Annotated in this window: 22 protein-coding genes and 1 other annotated feature; of the genes, 2 read left to right on the forward strand and 20 right to left on the reverse strand. The window is 37.3% G+C overall.

Annotated features, from left to right (window positions below):
- Positions 1-274: 274 nt before the first annotated feature.
- From ASE01S_RS01445 to ASE01S_RS01480, 8 genes are read right to left on the reverse strand one after another with little or no spacing between them, the layout of a single operon-like run.
- The gene (locus ASE01S_RS01445; RefSeq protein WP_067837140.1) at positions 275-1,027 is read right to left on the reverse strand and encodes a class I SAM-dependent DNA methyltransferase; all 753 of its coding nucleotides are present in this window, start codon (positions 1,025-1,027) and stop codon (positions 275-277) included.
- A 1-nt stretch (position 1,028) separates the two neighbouring features.
- Positions 1,029-1,385 (reverse strand): ribosome silencing factor, encoded by a 357-nt coding sequence (gene rsfS, locus ASE01S_RS01450; RefSeq protein WP_067837143.1) that lies wholly within the window; start codon positions 1,383-1,385, stop codon positions 1,029-1,031.
- The gene (gene yqeK / locus ASE01S_RS01455; RefSeq protein WP_067837146.1) at positions 1,385-1,957 is read right to left on the reverse strand and encodes a bis(5'-nucleosyl)-tetraphosphatase (symmetrical) YqeK; all 573 of its coding nucleotides are present in this window, start codon (positions 1,955-1,957) and stop codon (positions 1,385-1,387) included. The genes rsfS and yqeK overlap by 1 nt, the downstream gene beginning before the upstream one ends.
- Entirely contained in the window at positions 1,944-2,510 is a 567-nt protein-coding gene (locus ASE01S_RS01460) for a nicotinate-nucleotide adenylyltransferase (protein WP_373277916.1), read from the reverse strand. The genes yqeK and ASE01S_RS01460 overlap by 14 nt, the downstream gene beginning before the upstream one ends.
- A gap of 9 nt (positions 2,511-2,519) precedes the next feature.
- A complete protein-coding gene (gene yhbY, locus ASE01S_RS01465; RefSeq protein ID WP_067837154.1) occupies positions 2,520-2,810 on the reverse strand; it encodes a ribosome assembly RNA-binding protein YhbY in 291 nt (96 codons plus the stop codon).
- Between the two features lie 14 nt (positions 2,811-2,824).
- Positions 2,825-3,661, reverse strand: a complete 837-nt coding sequence (aroE, locus tag ASE01S_RS01470) for a shikimate dehydrogenase (RefSeq protein ID WP_067837495.1) — start codon at positions 3,659-3,661, stop codon at positions 2,825-2,827.
- Positions 3,662-3,685: 24 nt separating this feature from the next.
- Positions 3,686-4,801, reverse strand: coding sequence for a ribosome biogenesis GTPase YqeH (gene yqeH, locus ASE01S_RS01475; RefSeq protein WP_067837158.1), 1,116 nt, complete (start codon positions 4,799-4,801; stop codon positions 3,686-3,688).
- Complete coding sequence (locus ASE01S_RS01480) at positions 4,789-5,304, reverse strand: YqeG family HAD IIIA-type phosphatase (RefSeq protein WP_067837161.1); 516 nt, start codon at positions 5,302-5,304, stop codon at positions 4,789-4,791. The genes yqeH and ASE01S_RS01480 overlap by 13 nt, the downstream gene beginning before the upstream one ends.
- Before the next feature lie 346 nt (positions 5,305-5,650).
- Between ASE01S_RS01480 and ASE01S_RS01485 the strand changes: the two genes are divergently transcribed.
- The gene (locus ASE01S_RS01485; protein WP_067837165.1) at positions 5,651-5,794 is read left to right on the forward strand and encodes a sporulation histidine kinase inhibitor Sda; all 144 of its coding nucleotides are present in this window, start codon (positions 5,651-5,653) and stop codon (positions 5,792-5,794) included.
- 91 nt (positions 5,795-5,885) lie between these two features.
- Positions 5,886-6,584 carry an RNA polymerase sporulation sigma factor SigK gene (gene sigK / locus ASE01S_RS01490; RefSeq protein ID WP_067837168.1) on the forward strand — a complete coding sequence of 233 codons (699 nt, stop codon included), beginning with the start codon at positions 5,886-5,888 and terminating at the stop codon, positions 6,582-6,584.
- A 147-nt stretch (positions 6,585-6,731) separates the two neighbouring features.
- Here sigK and mtnN read toward each other — a convergent pair whose 3' ends face one another.
- From mtnN to ASE01S_RS01550, 12 genes are all read right to left on the reverse strand, one after another.
- Positions 6,732-7,424, reverse strand: a complete 693-nt coding sequence (gene mtnN / locus ASE01S_RS01495) for a 5'-methylthioadenosine/S-adenosylhomocysteine nucleosidase (RefSeq protein ID WP_067837171.1) — start codon at positions 7,422-7,424, stop codon at positions 6,732-6,734.
- Between the two features lie 238 nt (positions 7,425-7,662).
- Positions 7,663-8,325, reverse strand: coding sequence for a YrrS family protein (locus ASE01S_RS01500; protein ID WP_067837174.1), 663 nt, complete (start codon positions 8,323-8,325; stop codon positions 7,663-7,665).
- 223 nt (positions 8,326-8,548) lie between these two features.
- Positions 8,549-9,025 (reverse strand): transcription elongation factor GreA, encoded by a 477-nt coding sequence (gene greA / locus ASE01S_RS01505; RefSeq protein ID WP_067837177.1) that lies wholly within the window; start codon positions 9,023-9,025, stop codon positions 8,549-8,551.
- 550 nt (positions 9,026-9,575) lie between these two features.
- A complete protein-coding gene (gene udk, locus ASE01S_RS01510; protein ID WP_067837180.1) occupies positions 9,576-10,205 on the reverse strand; it encodes a uridine kinase in 630 nt (209 codons plus the stop codon).
- Positions 10,189-10,857, reverse strand: coding sequence for an O-methyltransferase (locus ASE01S_RS01515; protein ID WP_067837182.1), 669 nt, complete (start codon positions 10,855-10,857; stop codon positions 10,189-10,191). The genes udk and ASE01S_RS01515 overlap by 17 nt, the downstream gene beginning before the upstream one ends.
- 158 nt (positions 10,858-11,015) lie before the next feature.
- Positions 11,016-12,251 carry an endolytic transglycosylase MltG gene (gene mltG, locus ASE01S_RS01520; protein WP_083511983.1) on the reverse strand — a complete coding sequence of 412 codons (1,236 nt, stop codon included), beginning with the start codon at positions 12,249-12,251 and terminating at the stop codon, positions 11,016-11,018.
- A gap of 461 nt (positions 12,252-12,712) precedes the next feature.
- On the reverse strand, positions 12,713-12,994 hold the full coding sequence (locus tag ASE01S_RS01525; RefSeq protein ID WP_067837186.1) for a DUF1292 domain-containing protein: 282 nt from the start codon (positions 12,992-12,994) through the stop codon (positions 12,713-12,715).
- Between the two features lie 19 nt (positions 12,995-13,013).
- On the reverse strand, positions 13,014-13,427 hold the full coding sequence (gene ruvX, locus ASE01S_RS01530) for a Holliday junction resolvase RuvX (RefSeq protein ID WP_067837190.1): 414 nt from the start codon (positions 13,425-13,427) through the stop codon (positions 13,014-13,016).
- A 1-nt stretch (position 13,428) separates the two neighbouring features.
- Positions 13,429-13,695, reverse strand: a complete 267-nt coding sequence (locus ASE01S_RS01535) for an IreB family regulatory phosphoprotein (RefSeq protein ID WP_067837194.1) — start codon at positions 13,693-13,695, stop codon at positions 13,429-13,431.
- A gap of 123 nt (positions 13,696-13,818) precedes the next feature.
- The gene (gene alaS, locus ASE01S_RS01540) at positions 13,819-16,452 is read right to left on the reverse strand and encodes an alanine--tRNA ligase (RefSeq protein ID WP_067837197.1); all 2,634 of its coding nucleotides are present in this window, start codon (positions 16,450-16,452) and stop codon (positions 13,819-13,821) included.
- Between the two features lie 105 nt (positions 16,453-16,557).
- Positions 16,558-16,766, reverse strand: a binding site (T-box leader).
- A gap of 53 nt (positions 16,767-16,819) precedes the next feature.
- Entirely contained in the window at positions 16,820-17,905 is a 1,086-nt protein-coding gene (locus tag ASE01S_RS01545; RefSeq protein WP_373277920.1) for an AI-2E family transporter, read from the reverse strand.
- Positions 17,886-18,071, reverse strand: coding sequence for a YrzR-like zinc ribbon domain (locus ASE01S_RS01550; RefSeq protein ID WP_067837203.1), 186 nt, complete (start codon positions 18,069-18,071; stop codon positions 17,886-17,888). Before ASE01S_RS01550 ends, ASE01S_RS01545 begins: the two co-directional genes overlap by 20 nt.
- Positions 18,072-18,283 lie beyond the last annotated feature (212 nt).

The raw sequence follows: 18,283 nt of genomic DNA on the forward strand, positions 1-18,283 counted from the left end.
ATATACGACATTGACTTATTTAATTCCTGCAAAAAATAAAATATTATTTTTTGTTGGGCCATACCTCAATAAGGAATGGTTGGATTATTTTTTCTGATCCGACCATTCCTTACTGGAAATCAGCTTCAATCAAATGCGCCTTGGCGTAGTTGCGCTAGGTTTTATCAAGCTTCCCCAATAAATTTCCTCTAAAAATCTGTAGCATCCGCCGAAGGCTTAATTTTAATTAACAGGGATTTGAATCTCACCACTTATAGAAGTGGGTAAAAAGAGTTTATTTATGACAGACGAAAAAGATACGGTCTGCTGAGGTAATCAGCTCGGATTGAGTAGGCTGTGTAGCGAAATCCTCAAAACATTCAACCATGGTAAACCCAACTGCTTTAAGTAAGCTAAGATAAAAATCAACAGGATAAGTCCGTTGGTGATGCTGTTCATCAAAGCGCTGATAATGCTGTTGTTCTTTTATGAAAAAAGTTAAATCATGATCCATCTCGCCAAGCTGCTGACCTGGATGACAAAACCACACATAAGCAAGATCATCATATACTTCAGAAAAAACTTGGTTGGTCAGATGATTTTCTACATGTGCTAAACTATGGACATCAAAAATAAATAAGCCACCTGTCTTGAGTGCCTGATAAGCAGAATTAAAGACACGTCTAAGCGCATTTTCTCCAATAATATAATTGATCACGTCACAATAGCTAATGACAAGGTCATAATTCGCAAAGCCTGCTAATGTAGTCATATCTTGTTGCACCCATTGAATCGTTAAATGTTGCTGATAAGCTCTATTAGAAGCTTCAACAAGCATCTCTTCCGATAAATCTACTCCTGTAAGCTTATAGCCTTGCTCTGCTAAACGACAGGTGATTTGTCCTGTCCCACAGCCTAAATCAAGAATGGAGGCATCATCATTCAACTGATTTTTTTCAATCATTGCATTAGTAAAAGCAAGCCATTGATCATAAGGGGCATCCTGCATTAATCGATCATACAGTTTAGCCATTTTTTGATAGGACATCTTATATCCCTTCTTCTATGTCAACGGATACTACAGGTGCATCGCCCCAAAGTCGCTCTAAATTGTAGTATAAACGTTCTTCTTGATGAAAAATATGACACACCACATCGCCTAAATCAAGTAATACCCAACGTGCCTGATCAAAGCCCTCAATACGTTTAACTATCGCCTCTTGCTTCTCAGCCTGTTCTTTTACTTCTCTGGCAATAGCTTGAACCTGTCTTTCATTTGATGCGTCACAAATGACAAAATAATCAGCAACAACAGAGACACCTTTCATATCTAATGTGATAATGTCATTTGCCCGCTTATCATCAGCCGCTTTTACGACTAATTGTACCAATTGTTCATTATTCATTAAATGGTTTCCTCCAATTTTCGTTTTAAATCATTGTACATCTTTAACGTTTCTGGATAAATTAAATACTCTCTTCCAGCTAGAAATTGAATCGTATTTCGCACGGCTAAAAAGCATGCCTCATTTAAATGTTCATATGCTTTTTTTCTAACCGTTTCTATTCCAGCAAAATCTCTTCCTGGTTCAATATAATCAGCTAAGTAAATAACCTTTTCAAGTTCTGTCATACCTTCAGATCCAGTTGTATGCCAAAAAATAGCGGATTGAACGGCTTCATTAGCTATAGATAGTTCTGTTTCGATTAGTATAGAAGCAACTGGGCCATGCCATAGTTCATGATGATAGCTCAGTAAGTTAAGAGGTAATTGGTGTTCTTTAATAATATTCGCCATTTCGTTCACATCACGATATTTTGCATAGTCATGCAGGGCAGCTGCTAAGATTGTATCTTCTTGATTAACATCATATAACCTTGCTAGCTCTAATGCTGTTTCAACCACACGTTCTGTATGGGCAAAACGAGCTGCCGTTAACTTAGGTTTTACCAATTCCAGTACTTTATTTTTGTCCATACAAACCCCTCTCCCTAATGACGTTGATAACTGGTTTTGGTACTAAATACTGTACAGAACGTTTTTGAGCTAATCTTTCCCTGATCATGGTTGATGAGATATCTAAACCGGGTATATCTAATAGTATAATCGGATAGGGTGTCTCTAATTGATATTCAGGACGTTTAACACCGACAAATTTAACCAAATCTAACAGCTGATCGATCTGATGCCATTTCGGTAAATATTCGACCATATCCGCTCCAATGATAAAGTAAAAAGTCACCTCTGGAAAGTCTTGTTGAAGAGACTTAATGGTATCGATCGTGTACGATTTACCTTTCCGGTCAAGCTCAAGCGTATTTAGTTTGAAGTGGGGCTGCTCACGAATAACTGCAGATAACATTGCAACCCGATCCGCTGCTGAAACCCGCGCTCTATCTTTATGAGGCGGTTCGGCAGAAGGAATAAACCAGATTTCATCTAATTCCATTTGTTGATAGACCTCTTCTGCGATAACGAAATGACCGATATGTGGCGGGTCAAATGTACCGCCTAATAAACCAATTTTCATGATAGACTCCTATGGCAGCTCAATTGATTTATTTTCTTGTGATTCCTTATAAAGGACAATGGTATTGCCAAGAATTTGAACAAGTTCAGCTTGAGTACCTTTAACTAAAGCGGCAGCTATATCATCTTTTTCCTCTAAACAATTTTGTAAGACACTGACCTTAATGAGTTCCCTCTTTTCTAACGCTTCATTTATCTGTTTAATCATATTTTCATTAACCCCATCTTTACCTATTTGAAAAATAGCACGTAAATGATGGGCTTCAGATCTTAAAAAACGTTTTTGCTTTCCTGTTAACATATTCATCATTCCTTTTAAGTTTCTGCTAAAATACTGTTTAAAAAGTCTGGCATAATTTTCTCTGCATCAATTCGATGACCTGTCCACTTCTCAAAAGCTATTTTACCTTGATATAAAAGCATTTCATGTCCATGATGCACCCTCGCCCCTTTTTGCTTAGCATCCTTCAATAATGCTGTCCAGAAGGGTTGGTAGACAATATCACTCACTACGGTATTTTGTTTAATGCCATCTAAAGCAATAACTTGTTTATCTAGGTTCGGTTGCATGCCTACCGAGGTTGTATTAATAATTAGATCATATTGGTTTAGCTGTTGAGCAGCTTCCTGATAAGTCATGACATCTGAAGACAAGTTGCTGGTATTGATCGACAATAGTTCCTGTGCACGCGCTGTCGTCCGATTAGCTATGTCAATCCGATCAAAGTTCTCTTGAAGAAGTGCATAATAAATACCTCGGCTAGCTCCTCCAGCACCTAAGAGCAATACTTGTTTATTGCCCGCAAATAAATCAGGATAACTTGATCTTATGCCCAACACGTAACCTAAGCCATCGGTGTTATAGCCAATCCATTTACCTTTTTCACATACTACTGTATTAACTGCTCCTATCGCCTCAGCAAAATGATCAATTTGATCTAAATAATCAATAATACGTTGTTTGAACGGGATAGTGACATTAAAACCATCTAAATCAAGCGTTTGTAATTGGCGAATCCCCTGATCAAATTGATCTGGTTCAATTTGAAATAGTTGATACTTCCCATCTAGCTTGATTTGTTTCATAAAAGCTTGATGTATCCACGGCGAACGAGAATGTTGGATGGGATATCCTATCAATCCTAATTGCATCATTGCACTCCCTCTTTCTATGAGTTATATGATCGCTGGGCGCTTGGATACCGGTACATCAGCTGGTGATGAAACAACTATGGTTGCACCTATACCCGTTACCGTAATCCAGCCAAGTCCTGGGAAAACAATATCTGTCTTCTCACCAGTAACTCTAAATGTTTGCTCAATTAAGGCTGGATACTTCGTTAAGCTAGCTTGACTAGGTGGAGTAAGCAGCTCACCTATATGCTCACGATAAAGCGAGTCAGCCTTTGCTAATTTAGTCCGATGAATGTCAAGACTATTAGCAAAATAACACACAAATGGTTGGCGATCTCCTTTGATAAAATCAAAACGTGCTAAACCGCCAATAAACAGTGTTTGTTGACTATTGAGTTGGTAGACGCGTGGCTTAACCTCTTTAGCAGGTGTAATTAATTTTATATCATGATCTGATAAATGGTGAGCGATCTGCCCTCTATTAATCACACCAGGTGTATCATATAATACTGAAGTTTCATCCAAAGGAATCTCAATAAATCCTAATGTTGTGCCAGGAAAATAAGATGTAGTAATCGCATCCTTTGTTCCAGTCGATTCATTAATTAAATAATTAATAAATGTTGATTTTCCTACATTGGTACAGCCCACTACGTAAACATTCTGACCGTTCCGATAATGTTCAATCGCTGCTTTAGCCTGATCAAACCCGATACCTGTTTTAGCCGATACAAGCAAAACATCTTTTACAGTTAAACCTAAATCAGCTGCTGTTTTTTTCATCCATTGCTTTAATTTATTATGATTAGTTGATTTAGGTAATAAGTCAACCTTGTTACCGATCAATATAATAGGATTACTTCCTGTCAAACGATGCAAACTATGAATAAAACTACCAGAGAAATCAAAAATATCAACCAGCTTAACCACTAACCCATTAGTATCAGCTATTTGGCTAATCATGTCCAGAAATTGATCATCTGTGTAAGGAACATCTTGAATCTCATTATAATGCTTCAAACGAAAGCAACGTTGACAGATAACTGGATCATGATTTAAAGCAGAGGCTGGGACAAAACCAGGCTTTTCTTTATCCTGAGTTTGAATCGTCACACCACAACCTTGACAAGTCAATTGATCTTGATCTAAACTTCCCATTTAATCAACCCCTTTCGCTTTAATCGATTAAGAATATAACGCTCGATCTTACGATTAAATTGTGTTATTTTTTCATCTGTCTCAACAATAGGTACGACTAATATCGTTTGGAACCCAGCACGGTTACCGCCAAAGATATCGGTTAAGAGCTGATCTCCGATCACAACGATTTCTTTTCTTGGCAGCCCCATGTCCTTTGCCGCTTTTACAAAAGCACGTTTAAGTGGTTTCCTGGCTTTATGTATGTAAGGCTTATTTAAGGGCTGCGAGAATAGTTCAACACGTGCCTTTTTATTGTTTGAAATAATCGTAACATCAATACCTTCTTCCTCCATACGATTAAACCAACTCAAAACCATAGGTGTAGCATGGGCCTCATTCCAAGCAACAAGTGTATTATCTAAATCAGTAATGACACCTTTAATCCCCTTCTCTTTTAAGGATTCTGGGTTAATTTCAAATATACTCCTGACGTATTGATCAGGTAAAAAACGTCTTAACACGGACAATCCACCTCAATTTTATCTTTTCTATCACTTTACCATCATAAACAATTTAGTGTCATGTTTCAAAAGGATTTCTAAAAAAAAGCATTAAAAAATAGTTTATGCCTATTACCTCACTCAATATAACTAAAAATCGTTCGACAAATTCACGCTAAATTCGATCTTGTGGATAACTTTATTCACACCAGAAATGCATGAATAACAATACTTTTACCTAACTCCAACAAAAACTATGCACAAGTTATCTACAGTCATTGTAGATAACCATCAACTTGTGTCGATTTTATAAATTTGATAAAGTAACTTTAAAGAATGGGAAATAATGATGTAAGGAGGCGATACGTTGAAACATTTATCTGATGAATTATTAGTGGAATCTTATCATATAGCTTCAGAGTTAAAATTAGATCCTGATTTCATTCGATTAATGGAATTAGAAATTCAACGTCGTTCGTTGACGCATCTTATTCGTTCAATAGCTAATTAAATAATTCCTCTACGGACAGACACTTTTCCACACTCCAAATCATAAAGATACGATATAGGCTTTAGTCTAAATGCTTTGGAGGTGAAAGTACATGTCAACGATTTTAAGTGCACTTACACTCCTAATTAAAGATGCGCTTTTCTTTGTTTCTTATGTCAAAAATCATGCCTTTCCTCTACCACTTAATCAGAGTGAAGAAACAAAATATTTACAGGAAATGCTTAATGGAAGTAATGAGGCGAGAAACAAACTCATTGAGCACAATTTACGTTTGGTAGCACATATAGTAAAGAAATTTGAAAACACAGGTGAAGATAATGAAGATTTAATTTCAATAGGAACGATTGGATTGATCAAAGGGATTGAAAGCTACTCACCTGACAAAGGGACTAAGTTAGCTACATATGCTGCTCGTTGCATAGAAAACGAGATTCTAATGCATCTACGTTCAATCAAGAAAACCAAAAAAGATGTATCTTTACAGGACCCGATCGGCCAGGACAAAGAAGGAAATGAAATTAGTTTGATCGATATACTCCAAGCTGAAAATGATGACATTGTTGACTTTATTCAACTGAACCTTGAAGTAGCAAAGATTAGTAAGTACCTATCTGTGCTTGATCAGCGAGAAAAAATGGTGTTAATGAGTCGGTATGGTCTTGGTAATGCCAAAGAACGTACTCAAAAGGAAATTGCTCGTGACCTAAACATATCACGAAGCTATGTATCACGAATAGAGAAGCGTGCTTTAATGAAGATCTTTCATGAGTACTACCGCCAAGAGAAATAGGCAAAGCCTTTGGCCATGCTCAATCTTATAAAAAAATAATACTCAAAATAGCGACGCAAATTCAAGATTTGCGTCGCTATTTATTATAAGATAAAAATTTGCAACTGAGGATTGTTAAGTTAAGAAGTTAATTTTTTGATCATCCACTTAAAGATTTTCAATTACTTTTATAATTAATTCAGCAGCATGCTTGGCTGCTAAATCTAAAAATTGGTCAAATGATAAATGAGACTCTTTGCCAGCTATATCTGAAAGTGCCCGGATAGTTACAAATGGTACCTCATACTGATAGCAAACTTGGGCAATCGCCGCCGCCTCCATCTCTACTGCCATCACCTCAGGAATCAGCTTACGCACAGCATTAACTCGATTTGGATCAGACATAAAGGAATCGCCTGTTGCAATTAACCCTTGTTTAGATGCAATAGAAGCAAATGTCTCGAGAACCTTTTCTACTTGCTGAATTAATACTTGATCTGCTTGATAAGTAACGGGCATACCCGGTACCTGTCCATACTGATAGTCAAAAGCTGTTACATCTACATCATGGTGAATGACTTCTGAACCGATTACAATATCTCCAACATTTAAATCAGTAGCAAGACCACCAGCAGAGCCCGTATTGATGACGTAAGCAGGCTTATAACGCTCGTGCAAAATAGTAGTAGCTAAAGCCGCATTTACCTTTCCTATACCAGACTTTAGTAATACAACAGCTTTATGATTTAAAGTTCCTTTAATAAACGTACAGTTGGCAATAGTTATCTCTGATTCAATTTCCATGTTATTTTTTAACATAGAAATTTCCTGATCCATTGCGCCGATAATTCCAATTGTCACATTCCATTCTCCTTTATCGCAGTATTACTTGGCTGGGGCTGCGATTACTCGCCCCATCGAAGGGCTTTTGTAAGACTCCCACTTCAAAAAATAAGGGAACTCGTCATGTCTAAGTGGGAGATCCAACAGCCAGTAACAGCCCGATTTTGTTCAACTAATTGTACATATTCAACAAATCAAATGAGTAGCAAATTTAAATCTATATTATAATTAATTATTTTTAACGTCTATTATTATGTTAATTATTAAAGCGAAACATCTGATCATGCTCATGAAGCATCTCAACTCGATCTGGTAGCCAGCCTTGGTTTTCTATCCAAGAAAGATAGACCCGATAATGCTGATCCATTGTATTGTTTGAAAAGGTAGCAATCACACTTTGTGGACCCTCACCAGAAACCCATAGATAATACATTTCGTCAACAGCTATACCTGACGCCATTTCAGCAGCCTGCATCATTTCGCGCCAATCTTGAGAAGACTGATCCCATGAAATTTGATGCGGCTCAGCTTGTTCTGTTGGAATTGGATCCCAATTTCCAGTATAAGCATACATAACATTGTGATCATCACCAATTTCAAGGTACTGGATATTAATATGATCTGAATCTGATTGGTCTGGTTCTTCAGAATCTTCATCCTCATCTGATTCAGGTGTATTTTGATCAGGGTCTGATTGCGGTTCTTCTTGATCAGGTTTATTAGGTGAATCAACAGGCTCCTCTTGTTTTTCTTGTGTTGGCGGATCATCAACTAAATCATCGCCTGATGTAGCTAAAATGATAATAAAGACAACAATCAAGATAAGCCCTAGACCAATAAACATAGTCAGCCATTTAGTATTTTTTCGTTTCTTTTCAAAACGATTCATTCGACTATAGGATGAATTATCGTTTGGCATGGGCGAGTCGCCTCCTTTTCTTTAACTCATTATACGATAAAAAGTCTGCACAACCCAACAGATTTTCTTAAAAATTTAGATTAATTGTCCAACTCAAGCTCATTCTTTCGTGTTTAATTTCACTATTAAGCCCCAAAAGGTTAAGCCGATCGCTCTCTTTTGAACAAAAGGACATAATGAAACGGCGACGTTACCAATCCGTCGCCGCTGTCTAGATTCTATTTTATTCTACTTTAATAATTTTTACTTGCATATCGCCTGCTGGAGTTGGAACAGTAACTTCCTGACCCACTTCACAGCCTAATAAGCTTTTCGCAATTGGCGAATCATTAGAAATTTTCCCTTCAAACGGGTCTGCTTCTGCACTCCCAACAATTGTGTACGATTCTTCTTCACCATCCGGTAACTCTTGGAATGTAACCGTTTTACCTAGTGATACGGTATTGGAATCAGTCTCATTATTTTCAATAATAACAGCATTACGTATCATCATTTCGACTTGAGCAATCCGAGATTCAACAAACGCTTGCTCATCCTTAGCTGAATCATATTCAGAGTTTTCGGATAAATCACCGAAATCACGAGCAACTTTAATGCGTTCAACAACCTCTGGTCGTCTAACTGTCTTTAAATGCTCTAATTCATTGATTAATTTTTCCTTACCCTCTTGTGTCATATAATAGCTTTTTTCAGTAGCCATTTCCTACACTCCTTTATTCCCAAACCATTTTATATTCTTTGACCATTATTCTTAAGTAAATGAGTTGATAGAGGCTATTCAAAAAGTCACTAAATCATAAGCAAATATCGTAAATGGCTTGTTTCCACCACTCACTTATCACAATAGACGCGCTAGCTCGTTAGAGCAACCACGTCTCAATTTGCTTTGCTTTTTAACTTCATTCAGCAGAAATCTCCCACTTCAATAAGTGGTGAGATGAATGCCTACTGTATACATTCAGCGGGGTTCAACCCTTAGCTGAGTAAAGTTAAAGCCTTCGACGGATGCCACAGATTTTCAAATGAAAATGAGCGAGCTTTGCTCAATAAAATCTGGGCACAATTACGCCAAGGCGCAATGATATTGGACTTCATGAGCACACACTAATACTTTTTACTACTTAAAAATAAAGTAACGTCTTAGCACGTTACTAACCAATACTATGGCAGATTTTTGATTTAATTTCAATAGTTTTTTTCAGAAAATTTACATTTAGCAATCTAAAATGATGATTAGGATATCAGTTAAGTTAGTTTTTTAAGATGGTTTCAACTTTAGTTGCCATTAAATCAATGGCGACATGATTTTCTCCACCTTCAGGTATAATAATGTCAGCATAGCGCTTGGTTGGCTCAATAAATTGCAAATGCATCGGGCGAACAACGTTTAGATATTGATCAATAACCGAATGAATTGTTCGACCTCGTTCATTGATATCGCGTAGTAATCGACGGATAATCCGCAAATCAGCATCTGTATCAACAAAGACTTTAATATCCATTAACTCTACGAGACGAGGGTCCTCTAAGATCAAAATCCCTTCTACTATAATAACCTCTTTCGGTTCAACATAAATGGATTGCTTAGAACGCGTATGATTTTTAAAATCATAGACAGGCTTATCTACAGGCTTATGATCAAGTAAAAGCTTCAAGTGTTCAAGTAATAAGTCATTATCAAAAGCAAAAGGATGATCGTAATTTGTTTTTAAACGCTCTTCAAACGGTAAATGTGATTGATCTTTATAATAAAAATCCTGTTCCATAACTAAAATAGATTTTTCTACAAAGCGTTCACAAATTGAGCGTGTTACTGAAGTCTTACCAGACCCAGATCCACCAGCTACTCCAATTACTATTGGTTTATCTTTCTGTTTCATTAAAACTAACCCCTTTTTCTTTTTTTGTTGAAACGGCAATCCCATCACCAATTGGTAGAAAAATGGTGTCAAAGAGCTGATGCTTTGACAACCATTGATTATAACGTTGTATTTTTTTCACAAGTGCTTGGAGTCGTTTTGATGCTCCTGTTGAATCAGCAACATACCCTTTAAATAACACATTGTCTGTTATGATAACGCCACCTGAATTTAATAAAGGCTGATACAATTCAAAAAAGCGTTGATATTGCCCCTTAGCTGCATCAATAAATATTAAATCATAAGGGCCTTTTTGGCTGATTATATCAATAGCATCCAGCGCATCACCAAAAATAAGCTCAATTTGGTTATTTTTATCTAAATCCTGCAAATGAACTTGAGCACGTTGATAGCGTTTTTGATCACGCTCAATTGTAATAATTGATAAATCAGGGGATGCATCAGCCATTTGCAGGGCAGAGTAACCAATCGCAGAACCTATTTCTAATGCTCTCTTAGGTTGCTTTAATCGAATAACCTGCTTAATAAAATCAATACCTTCGCGTTCCATAATAGGTATACCATCTCGAACTGCTTCTTCTTCTAATATATACGCCCATGCAGGGGCTGATGGTCTTAACTTATTTAAATAATCGTATATATTATCTGGCATGGTTATCCCCTTCCATCATTAATGAGACGGATCACAAATCGTGATCGATCGAATAATTGTCACTTGTAGTCAGCCAGCTATTCAGACTCAAAGTCCTCTACAAGCTGGACTTACATAGAAAATCAGGGATAAGCTCATTTGCTTGTCCCTGATTACCATTACAAGTCACGATCAAGGTGTTCATTTGCCAAACTACGGTGCTCATCAAAGGTTTCTGAAAAATAGATTTCTCCGTCTGGAGCTGCCACAAAGAAGAGATAATTCGTATCAGTTGGATTTAGCACAGCTTTTAATGAACTTTCTCCAAAATTCGAAATAGGTCCGATTGGCAAACCAAATATTTGATAGGTATTATATGGTGACTCAATCTCCAAATCAGAAAATAGAACTCTGTCTTTATGTTCTCCTAATGCATAAAGCACAGTTGGGTCCGTTTCTAAACGCATCCCCTCTTCTAGGCGATTATAGAACACACCTGCAATAAGCTTTCGCTCATCTTCATTACGAGCTTCTCGCTCTACTAATGATGCAAAAGTAAGGAGTTCATGAATAGAGTACTGATCGAGTTCTTGAATTTCTCCATAGTATTGATTGACGACATCTTCTGTCTTATCGAGCATAGCCGTCACAATTGTATCAACAGATGGACTTTCCTCGTAAATAGGGTAGGTAGCTGCAAATAGATAGCCTTCAAGTGGATAGCGGATATCATCATCAAGAATCGTTTCTGATAATAAGTTTGGGTAACGTTCAATTAACTCTCTTATATAATCTTCATCTTGCATAACCGCCATAAACTCATCTGCGTCAATATTAGCATTTTTCTCATACAGTTCAGCTATTTCCTCTAAAGTCCTTCCCTCTGGGATCGTAACAGTAAAAAGTGCATCCTGCATAACAGAGCCCGACTGTAACACGTCTGAAATTTCGGCTAAAGTCATGGAAGGCGATAATTCATATGCACCGGCTTGAAAGTCAGGTATATTGCTAACTCTGAGATATATCCGGTATATTAAAGCTTTATTAATAATACCTTCATCTTCTAAAATATTCGCAATAGTAGTCGAAGACGAACCAAGTGGTATTTCGACAGTAACCCTTTCATTACTATTTGGATCTACTGGCGATAAACCTTTACGAATATAATTGTAGGCCGAAAAACCACCAAAGACTATTAGTAATATAAGCAAAGAGATGATACTAAACACTATTTTTCTTACGAGGCTTGCTTCTTTACAACGTTGAATAAACCGCTTTTTCCGCTCTTCTTTAAATGTTTGGTTTACTTCCTTATCACTAGCATCTGATTTAGAGTCAGTTTCTGTTTGGTTAACGGATGCTTGCTTACTTCCTTGACTATTTAATGGATTATTTTCATGTTCAGAATTGGACATTTTTAAATATCCTCCCCTCATCCGATACATTATACTACAAAGTTTGCCTGAATTTCTATTATTTTTTATATTTTGCTCGATAAAAATCATTAGCATTGTATTAAATTTTTTGGGTTGAAGTCAAGTAAAAATTGAACTTAGTGTTATTTTCTCATTGGAACAAATCAAGACTACTCTTGCAGGGAATGTTACGCTATGCTTTTGTCAATTCAAGAATCTTAAGTAAAGAAGCACACTGAGCTAAAAATAGCATGTGGTTACTTTTTAGTTTGTTAACAATATAGTTCAACGTTTTCTTAATTAACAGTAAATGTTAGACATTTTCGTTCAATATGTACACAAAAACCATAGCTAGAATATATTGAATGGCTGCTGTCACCCTATTTTGCATTTACAAGCTGTCGACAAAATATAAGTGGAGGGCCTAAAATTGGCCACCCCACCATCTGCTAATTATTCGATTATAGTTCTTCCTCATCCAACAGTGTGTTTAGCATTTCCTCTACCATATCCCACTCTTGATCTGTCTCAATAGCGAAAAGGGATAGGTCATCCTCATTTGCTTTTTCTTCATAACGGAAGGCAAAAACCTCCTGCTCCTCATCATCTGTTTGTTCGACTGGAACAACAGCAATATAGGATTGGTTGTTTTGGTCTACATCAAAGGTAAACAAAACTTCAAATAGATGCTCCTCACCATTTTCATCTGGGATAATAATGCGTTCATTCTCTGCTAATGCCATGTTCTTGACCTCCAATTTTTTAGTGTGAATCTAAATAGCCTTGTAAAATCATTACCGCTGCCATCTTATCGATAACTTTCTTGCGTTTACCTCGACTGACATCAGCCTCCAATAACACACGCTCAGCAGCCATTGTCGATAAACGTTCATCCCATAACGTTGCTTTAATATTGAATTTATTTTCTAAGTATTGAGCATAGGATTTAGCAATCTCACCACGATCACCAATTGACCCATTCATGTGTTTAGGTAGACCAACAACAAATTCACTTACATGATGTTCTTCAATAATCGACGCTAATTGTTGATCAGCAGAAGAAAAATCTGCTTCATCCCACTTTATTGTTGTCAAACCTTGAGCCGTCCATCCTAACGCATCACTTATTGCCACACCAATTGTTTTAGAACCAACATCCAAACCCATTTTTTTCATCTTATACCTCTTTATGCTGGGCGATATAATACTTGACTAACTCTTCAATGAGTTCATCACGATCAATTCTACGAATCAGATTTCGAGCATCTTTATATCTTGGAATGTAGGCTGGGTCACCTGACAATAAATAACCAACAATTTGATTAATTGGATGATAACCTTTTTCCTGCAGTGCTTGATATACCGTTAATAGAACATCATTAACATTCTCATCAAAGGGTTCTTCAGAGAAGTCAAATTTCATGGTTTTATCCATTGAGTCCATGCAAAACACCCCGCCTTTTTCAAAATAAACTCAGTTATGTTATTAATTCTCCACTTATGGTCATTATACCTTCAAAGCAGACTAAATAACAAGTTACTAAATCGTCACAATTGATCATCGTATTTACTTTACCTCTTTAATTAACTGCTTAGCATGCTGTAAGGCGTGCTCAACCTGTTCAGGCTTTTTACCACCTGCTTGGGCCATATCAGGACGACCACCGCCGCCCCCACCACATATAGCTGCGGTCTCTTTGATTAGTTTACCTGCATGATAGCCCTGTTCAACCAGATCCTTTGAAATACCTGCAGCTAATTGAACTTTCCCATCATTAACAGAGGCTAATAAAATGATTACTGATCCAATCTTTTGCTTGAGCTCATCTACCATTGCCCGAAGCTGGTTCATATCATTGGCGGCTACTTTTTCAACTAATACAGCAACATCATTAATCTTTTCCACTTTTTCTAAAATTGATTCAGCTTCCATATTTGATATTTTTTGATTAAGTGCCTCTTTTTCTTTATTTAACTGCTTCATTTCTTGCAATAAAGCTGCAACTCGTTCAGGAACTTGATCTGTTTTAACTTTCAATTCCTTAGCCGTTTGCTGCAAGGTCTCTAATTGCTCATTCGTGTACAAATAAGCTCCTTTACCTGTGGTTGCTTCAATTCGACGAGTTCCTGCACCTATACCCGATTCACTTGTCAATTTTAAGAGACCGATTTCTGCCGTATGACTTACATGACATCCCCCACAGAGCTCTAAACTATAGTTACCAATTTGGACAACTCTAACGATATCCGCGTATTTCTCTCCAAATAAAGCCATTGCTCCCATTTGCTTAGCCTCTTCTAAGCGATGAAGCTCAGTCGTTACAGTCAGATCCTGCCATATTTTCTCATTGACGATCTCCTCTATTTGCTTCAATTCTTGATCAGAAACAGCATTAAAATGCGAGAAGTCGAAACGGAGACGATCAGCTTCTACTCGGGAACCCGCTTGATTCACATGATCACCCAATACATCTTTTAAAGCTTGGTGTAACAAGTGTGTTGCCGTATGGTTTTTCTCTATACTTAGTCGATGATTACTGTCAACTGTTAACTCAACCTTATCCCCAACTTTTAGTTGGCCTTGTTTTATTTGAACTCTGTGTAGGTTTTGCCCTTTTGGTGCTTTTTGTACATCCAATACAGTCGCCTCAGCCAATTCTGACTTAATCAGACCTCTATCAGCAACTTGACCACCACTCTCAGCGTAGAAAGGTGTCTGATCAAATACTAGATAAGCCTCGCTTGAAGCAGACTGTGTCACTTGTTTTTTATCCTGAATAATCGCCTCAATCCGAGCGGTAACTTGAAGCTTATTATAGCCTACAAACTCACTTTCAACCTGTAATTGACTGTAGACATCATCTTGTACCTGCATCGAGTCCACTTTTTGGCGTGCATTTCTAGCACGATCACGTTGGCGCTTCATTTCCGCTTCAAATCCAGCTTTATCTATCGTAAAGCCAGCTTCAGCAACATATTCCTCTGTTAATTCTTGAGGGAAGCCATAGGTATCATATAATCGAAATACTTCAACACCAGGAAAGACCGTCGATTGCTTCGCCTTCTCTGCTTCAATAATCGATGCAAGTATGGCTAAGCCATCATGCAATGTCTCATGAAAACGCTCCTCTTCCGTTTGAACTACATTCGCAATAAATTCTTGTTTGTCTTTGACTTCACCATAAAAATCTTCCATAATACGGGCAACTGTTGGAACTAACTGATGCATAAACGGCTTTTCAATCCCTAATTGCTTAGCAAATCTAACCGCACGACGTAATAGACGTCTTAGTACATAGCCACGACCTTCATTTGATGGTAAAGCACCATCACCTACAGCAAACGTGACCGTTCTAATATGATCAGCAATAACACGAAAGGCTATATCTGTTGCGTTATCCTCACCGTATTGATGTGTAGTCAGACTTTCAACTTGCTTGATAATCGGTAGAAATAAATCCGTTTCAAAATTTGTTGGTGTGTCTTGGAGCACTGATACCACTCGTTCAAGTCCCATACCCGTATCAATATTTTTCTTAGGTAAAGGCGTATAGGTGTCGTCTGGATTATGATTAAATTGAGAAAAGACTAAATTCCATATTTCTAAGTAACGATCATTTTCTCCACCCGGATATAACTCAGGGTCATTAGGATCCTTGCCATATTGCTCTCCACGATCATAGAAAATCTCAGTATTTGGTCCACTCGGCCCTTCTCCAATATCCCAAAAGTTTTCCTCTAAACGAATGATCCGTTCCTCTGGAAGTTTAATATGGTCTCTCCAGTAGTAGAAAGCTTCATCATCCTCTGGATGAACTGTTACGGAAAGCTTATCCGGATCAAGACCCAGCCATTTTTTGTCAGTAAGGAATTCCCATGCCCATTCAATGGCTTCTGTCTTAAAATAGTCACCAATGGAAAAGTTACCGAGCATTTCAAAGAAAGTATGATGACGAGGTGTAAAGCCAACATTCTCTATATCATTAGTCCGAATAGATTTTTGAGCATTAACAAGCCGTGGATTGTCTGGAACAATTCGACCATCAAAGTATTTTTTTAATGTAGCTACACCACTATTAATCCATAACAATGTGGGATCGTCTTGGGGTACAAGTGACGCACTCGGTTCTATACGATGACCTTTTTCTTTAAAAAAATCAAGATACATTTGTCTAACTTGTGCTGAAGTTAATCGATTCAATTATAATCCTCTCCTTTTCTTTACTTAAGTGCTCTGTCCAACATCGAGCTGTTGACGACTAAGCTATCACCAATCTCCAATAAAAAACTCCCGACGCTGCAATTATGCAGGGACGAGAGTTGTCTTCGCGGTACCACCCTGATTATAGTTACATGATAACTATCACCTTTAGCACAATAACGGTGTGCTACCGGCAAGGATTAACTTGCACTCAAAGCGAGCTTCTGCACCTCTTCATTTAATGTACCTTACAGCCACGGGCACATCTCTCTGAAAATGGTCTGATGCTTACTAATGCTTCTCCATGTGTTGTGTTTAAATAGCTATTATCTTTCGATATTATAGAAAAAATATGGTGATCTGTCAATTACTTCTCAAACAGATTGAACTTAAATAACTCTCTAATCACTACAAGGATAGGAACGGCTAGTATCATGCCCAATATTCCTGCCAGTTCACTTCCTATCAGCAAGGCTAAGATGACAAGAAGCGGATGTGCATGAACGCTACGTCCCAATATTAATGGGGCTAATAAACTACTTTCAATTTGCTGCAAGACAAAGATGCCTAATATCACATATATGACTGTTTTACCTGACATCGTTAGCGCTATTAAGACAGCTGGCAAAGCACCAATAATCGGCCCAAAATATGGCACGATGTTCATCACACCCATAAATAAAGCCAAAATTAACGAATACTCTAGGTTAATGACTTTATAAAGGATATAGGTTGTAATCGCAATAAATAAGCAAATCAATAGTTGTCCTCTGATATATTTTCCTAAATTATGATCAACACTGCCAAGCATTTGCTTGACTCTCTTTTGGTAACGTTTGGGAACACTATTCATCATCTTAGCTTTTATTTTGTTTGTGTCTAGCAGTAGATAGTATAGTAGAACTGGAACGACGGCTAAACTGATCAAATATTCTCCTATGCCTGTTAACCCTAAAATCCGTTGTTCTAACCAATGGGCACTACTTTGTTCAAACCGTGCAAATAGACTATCGATCTGATCATGAAAATGTTCCGGGAAAAAACCAAGCATTTCATCAATCCGATTGAGCCAGCCTCGATAACCTTCTAGTAACTCCGGTAATTGAACTTCTAATGTCTCAATTTGCTTGATTAATACCGGATAGGTATAGTACAAAGCAAGTCCAATAGCTCCTGCAATGGTCAGATATAGCACAATAATTGCAAGCCATCGAGGTAACGACAATTGAATTAATCTAGCAATGATTGGTTTAAATAAATAAGCCAGTAAACCCGACAAAAAAAACGGAAGAATAATTTTATAGAGACTTAACAAAAAGCGTGGATAATCAGGAAACACCTGTCTGATTAAGAATAGGATGATTAAACCAATAATAATCAGAATGCCATAGCGCGTCAATTTTATAATACGTTGATTATCCCTACTATCTTGTTCATTGGACACGACGCTCATCTTCACTAAATAAATCGTTTAAAGGCAATAAACTACCGTCTAAATCAACCTCATGCAGATGAAACATATTTTGCTGCTTGCGCATTTCAATAAAGCAGTCCCAACAATAATAATGGTCTGGACCGATTTGACCCAAATTCTTGGATTGGCAGTTAATACATTGCATGCTAAAACACCCTTTCATTCCACTTGTTATAATTATTATGGAATAAAAAGGTGTTCTTTAAACATATGACTTTCGATTAATCACTGAACAAGGCATTGCCTTTGTAAACAGAATCAAAAAAGTAATGGACAGGGAATAAAATAGTAATGCTTTCTGATCACTCGTCAAAATCATTCGCTTTAACTTATCAGCACGAAGGAAAGCTGCCGGGT

This window comes from Amphibacillus sediminis NBRC 103570 (assembly GCF_001552275.1).
In the GTDB taxonomy this organism is placed as follows: Bacteria; Bacillota; Bacilli; order Bacillales; family Amphibacillaceae; genus Amphibacillus_B; species Amphibacillus_B sediminis.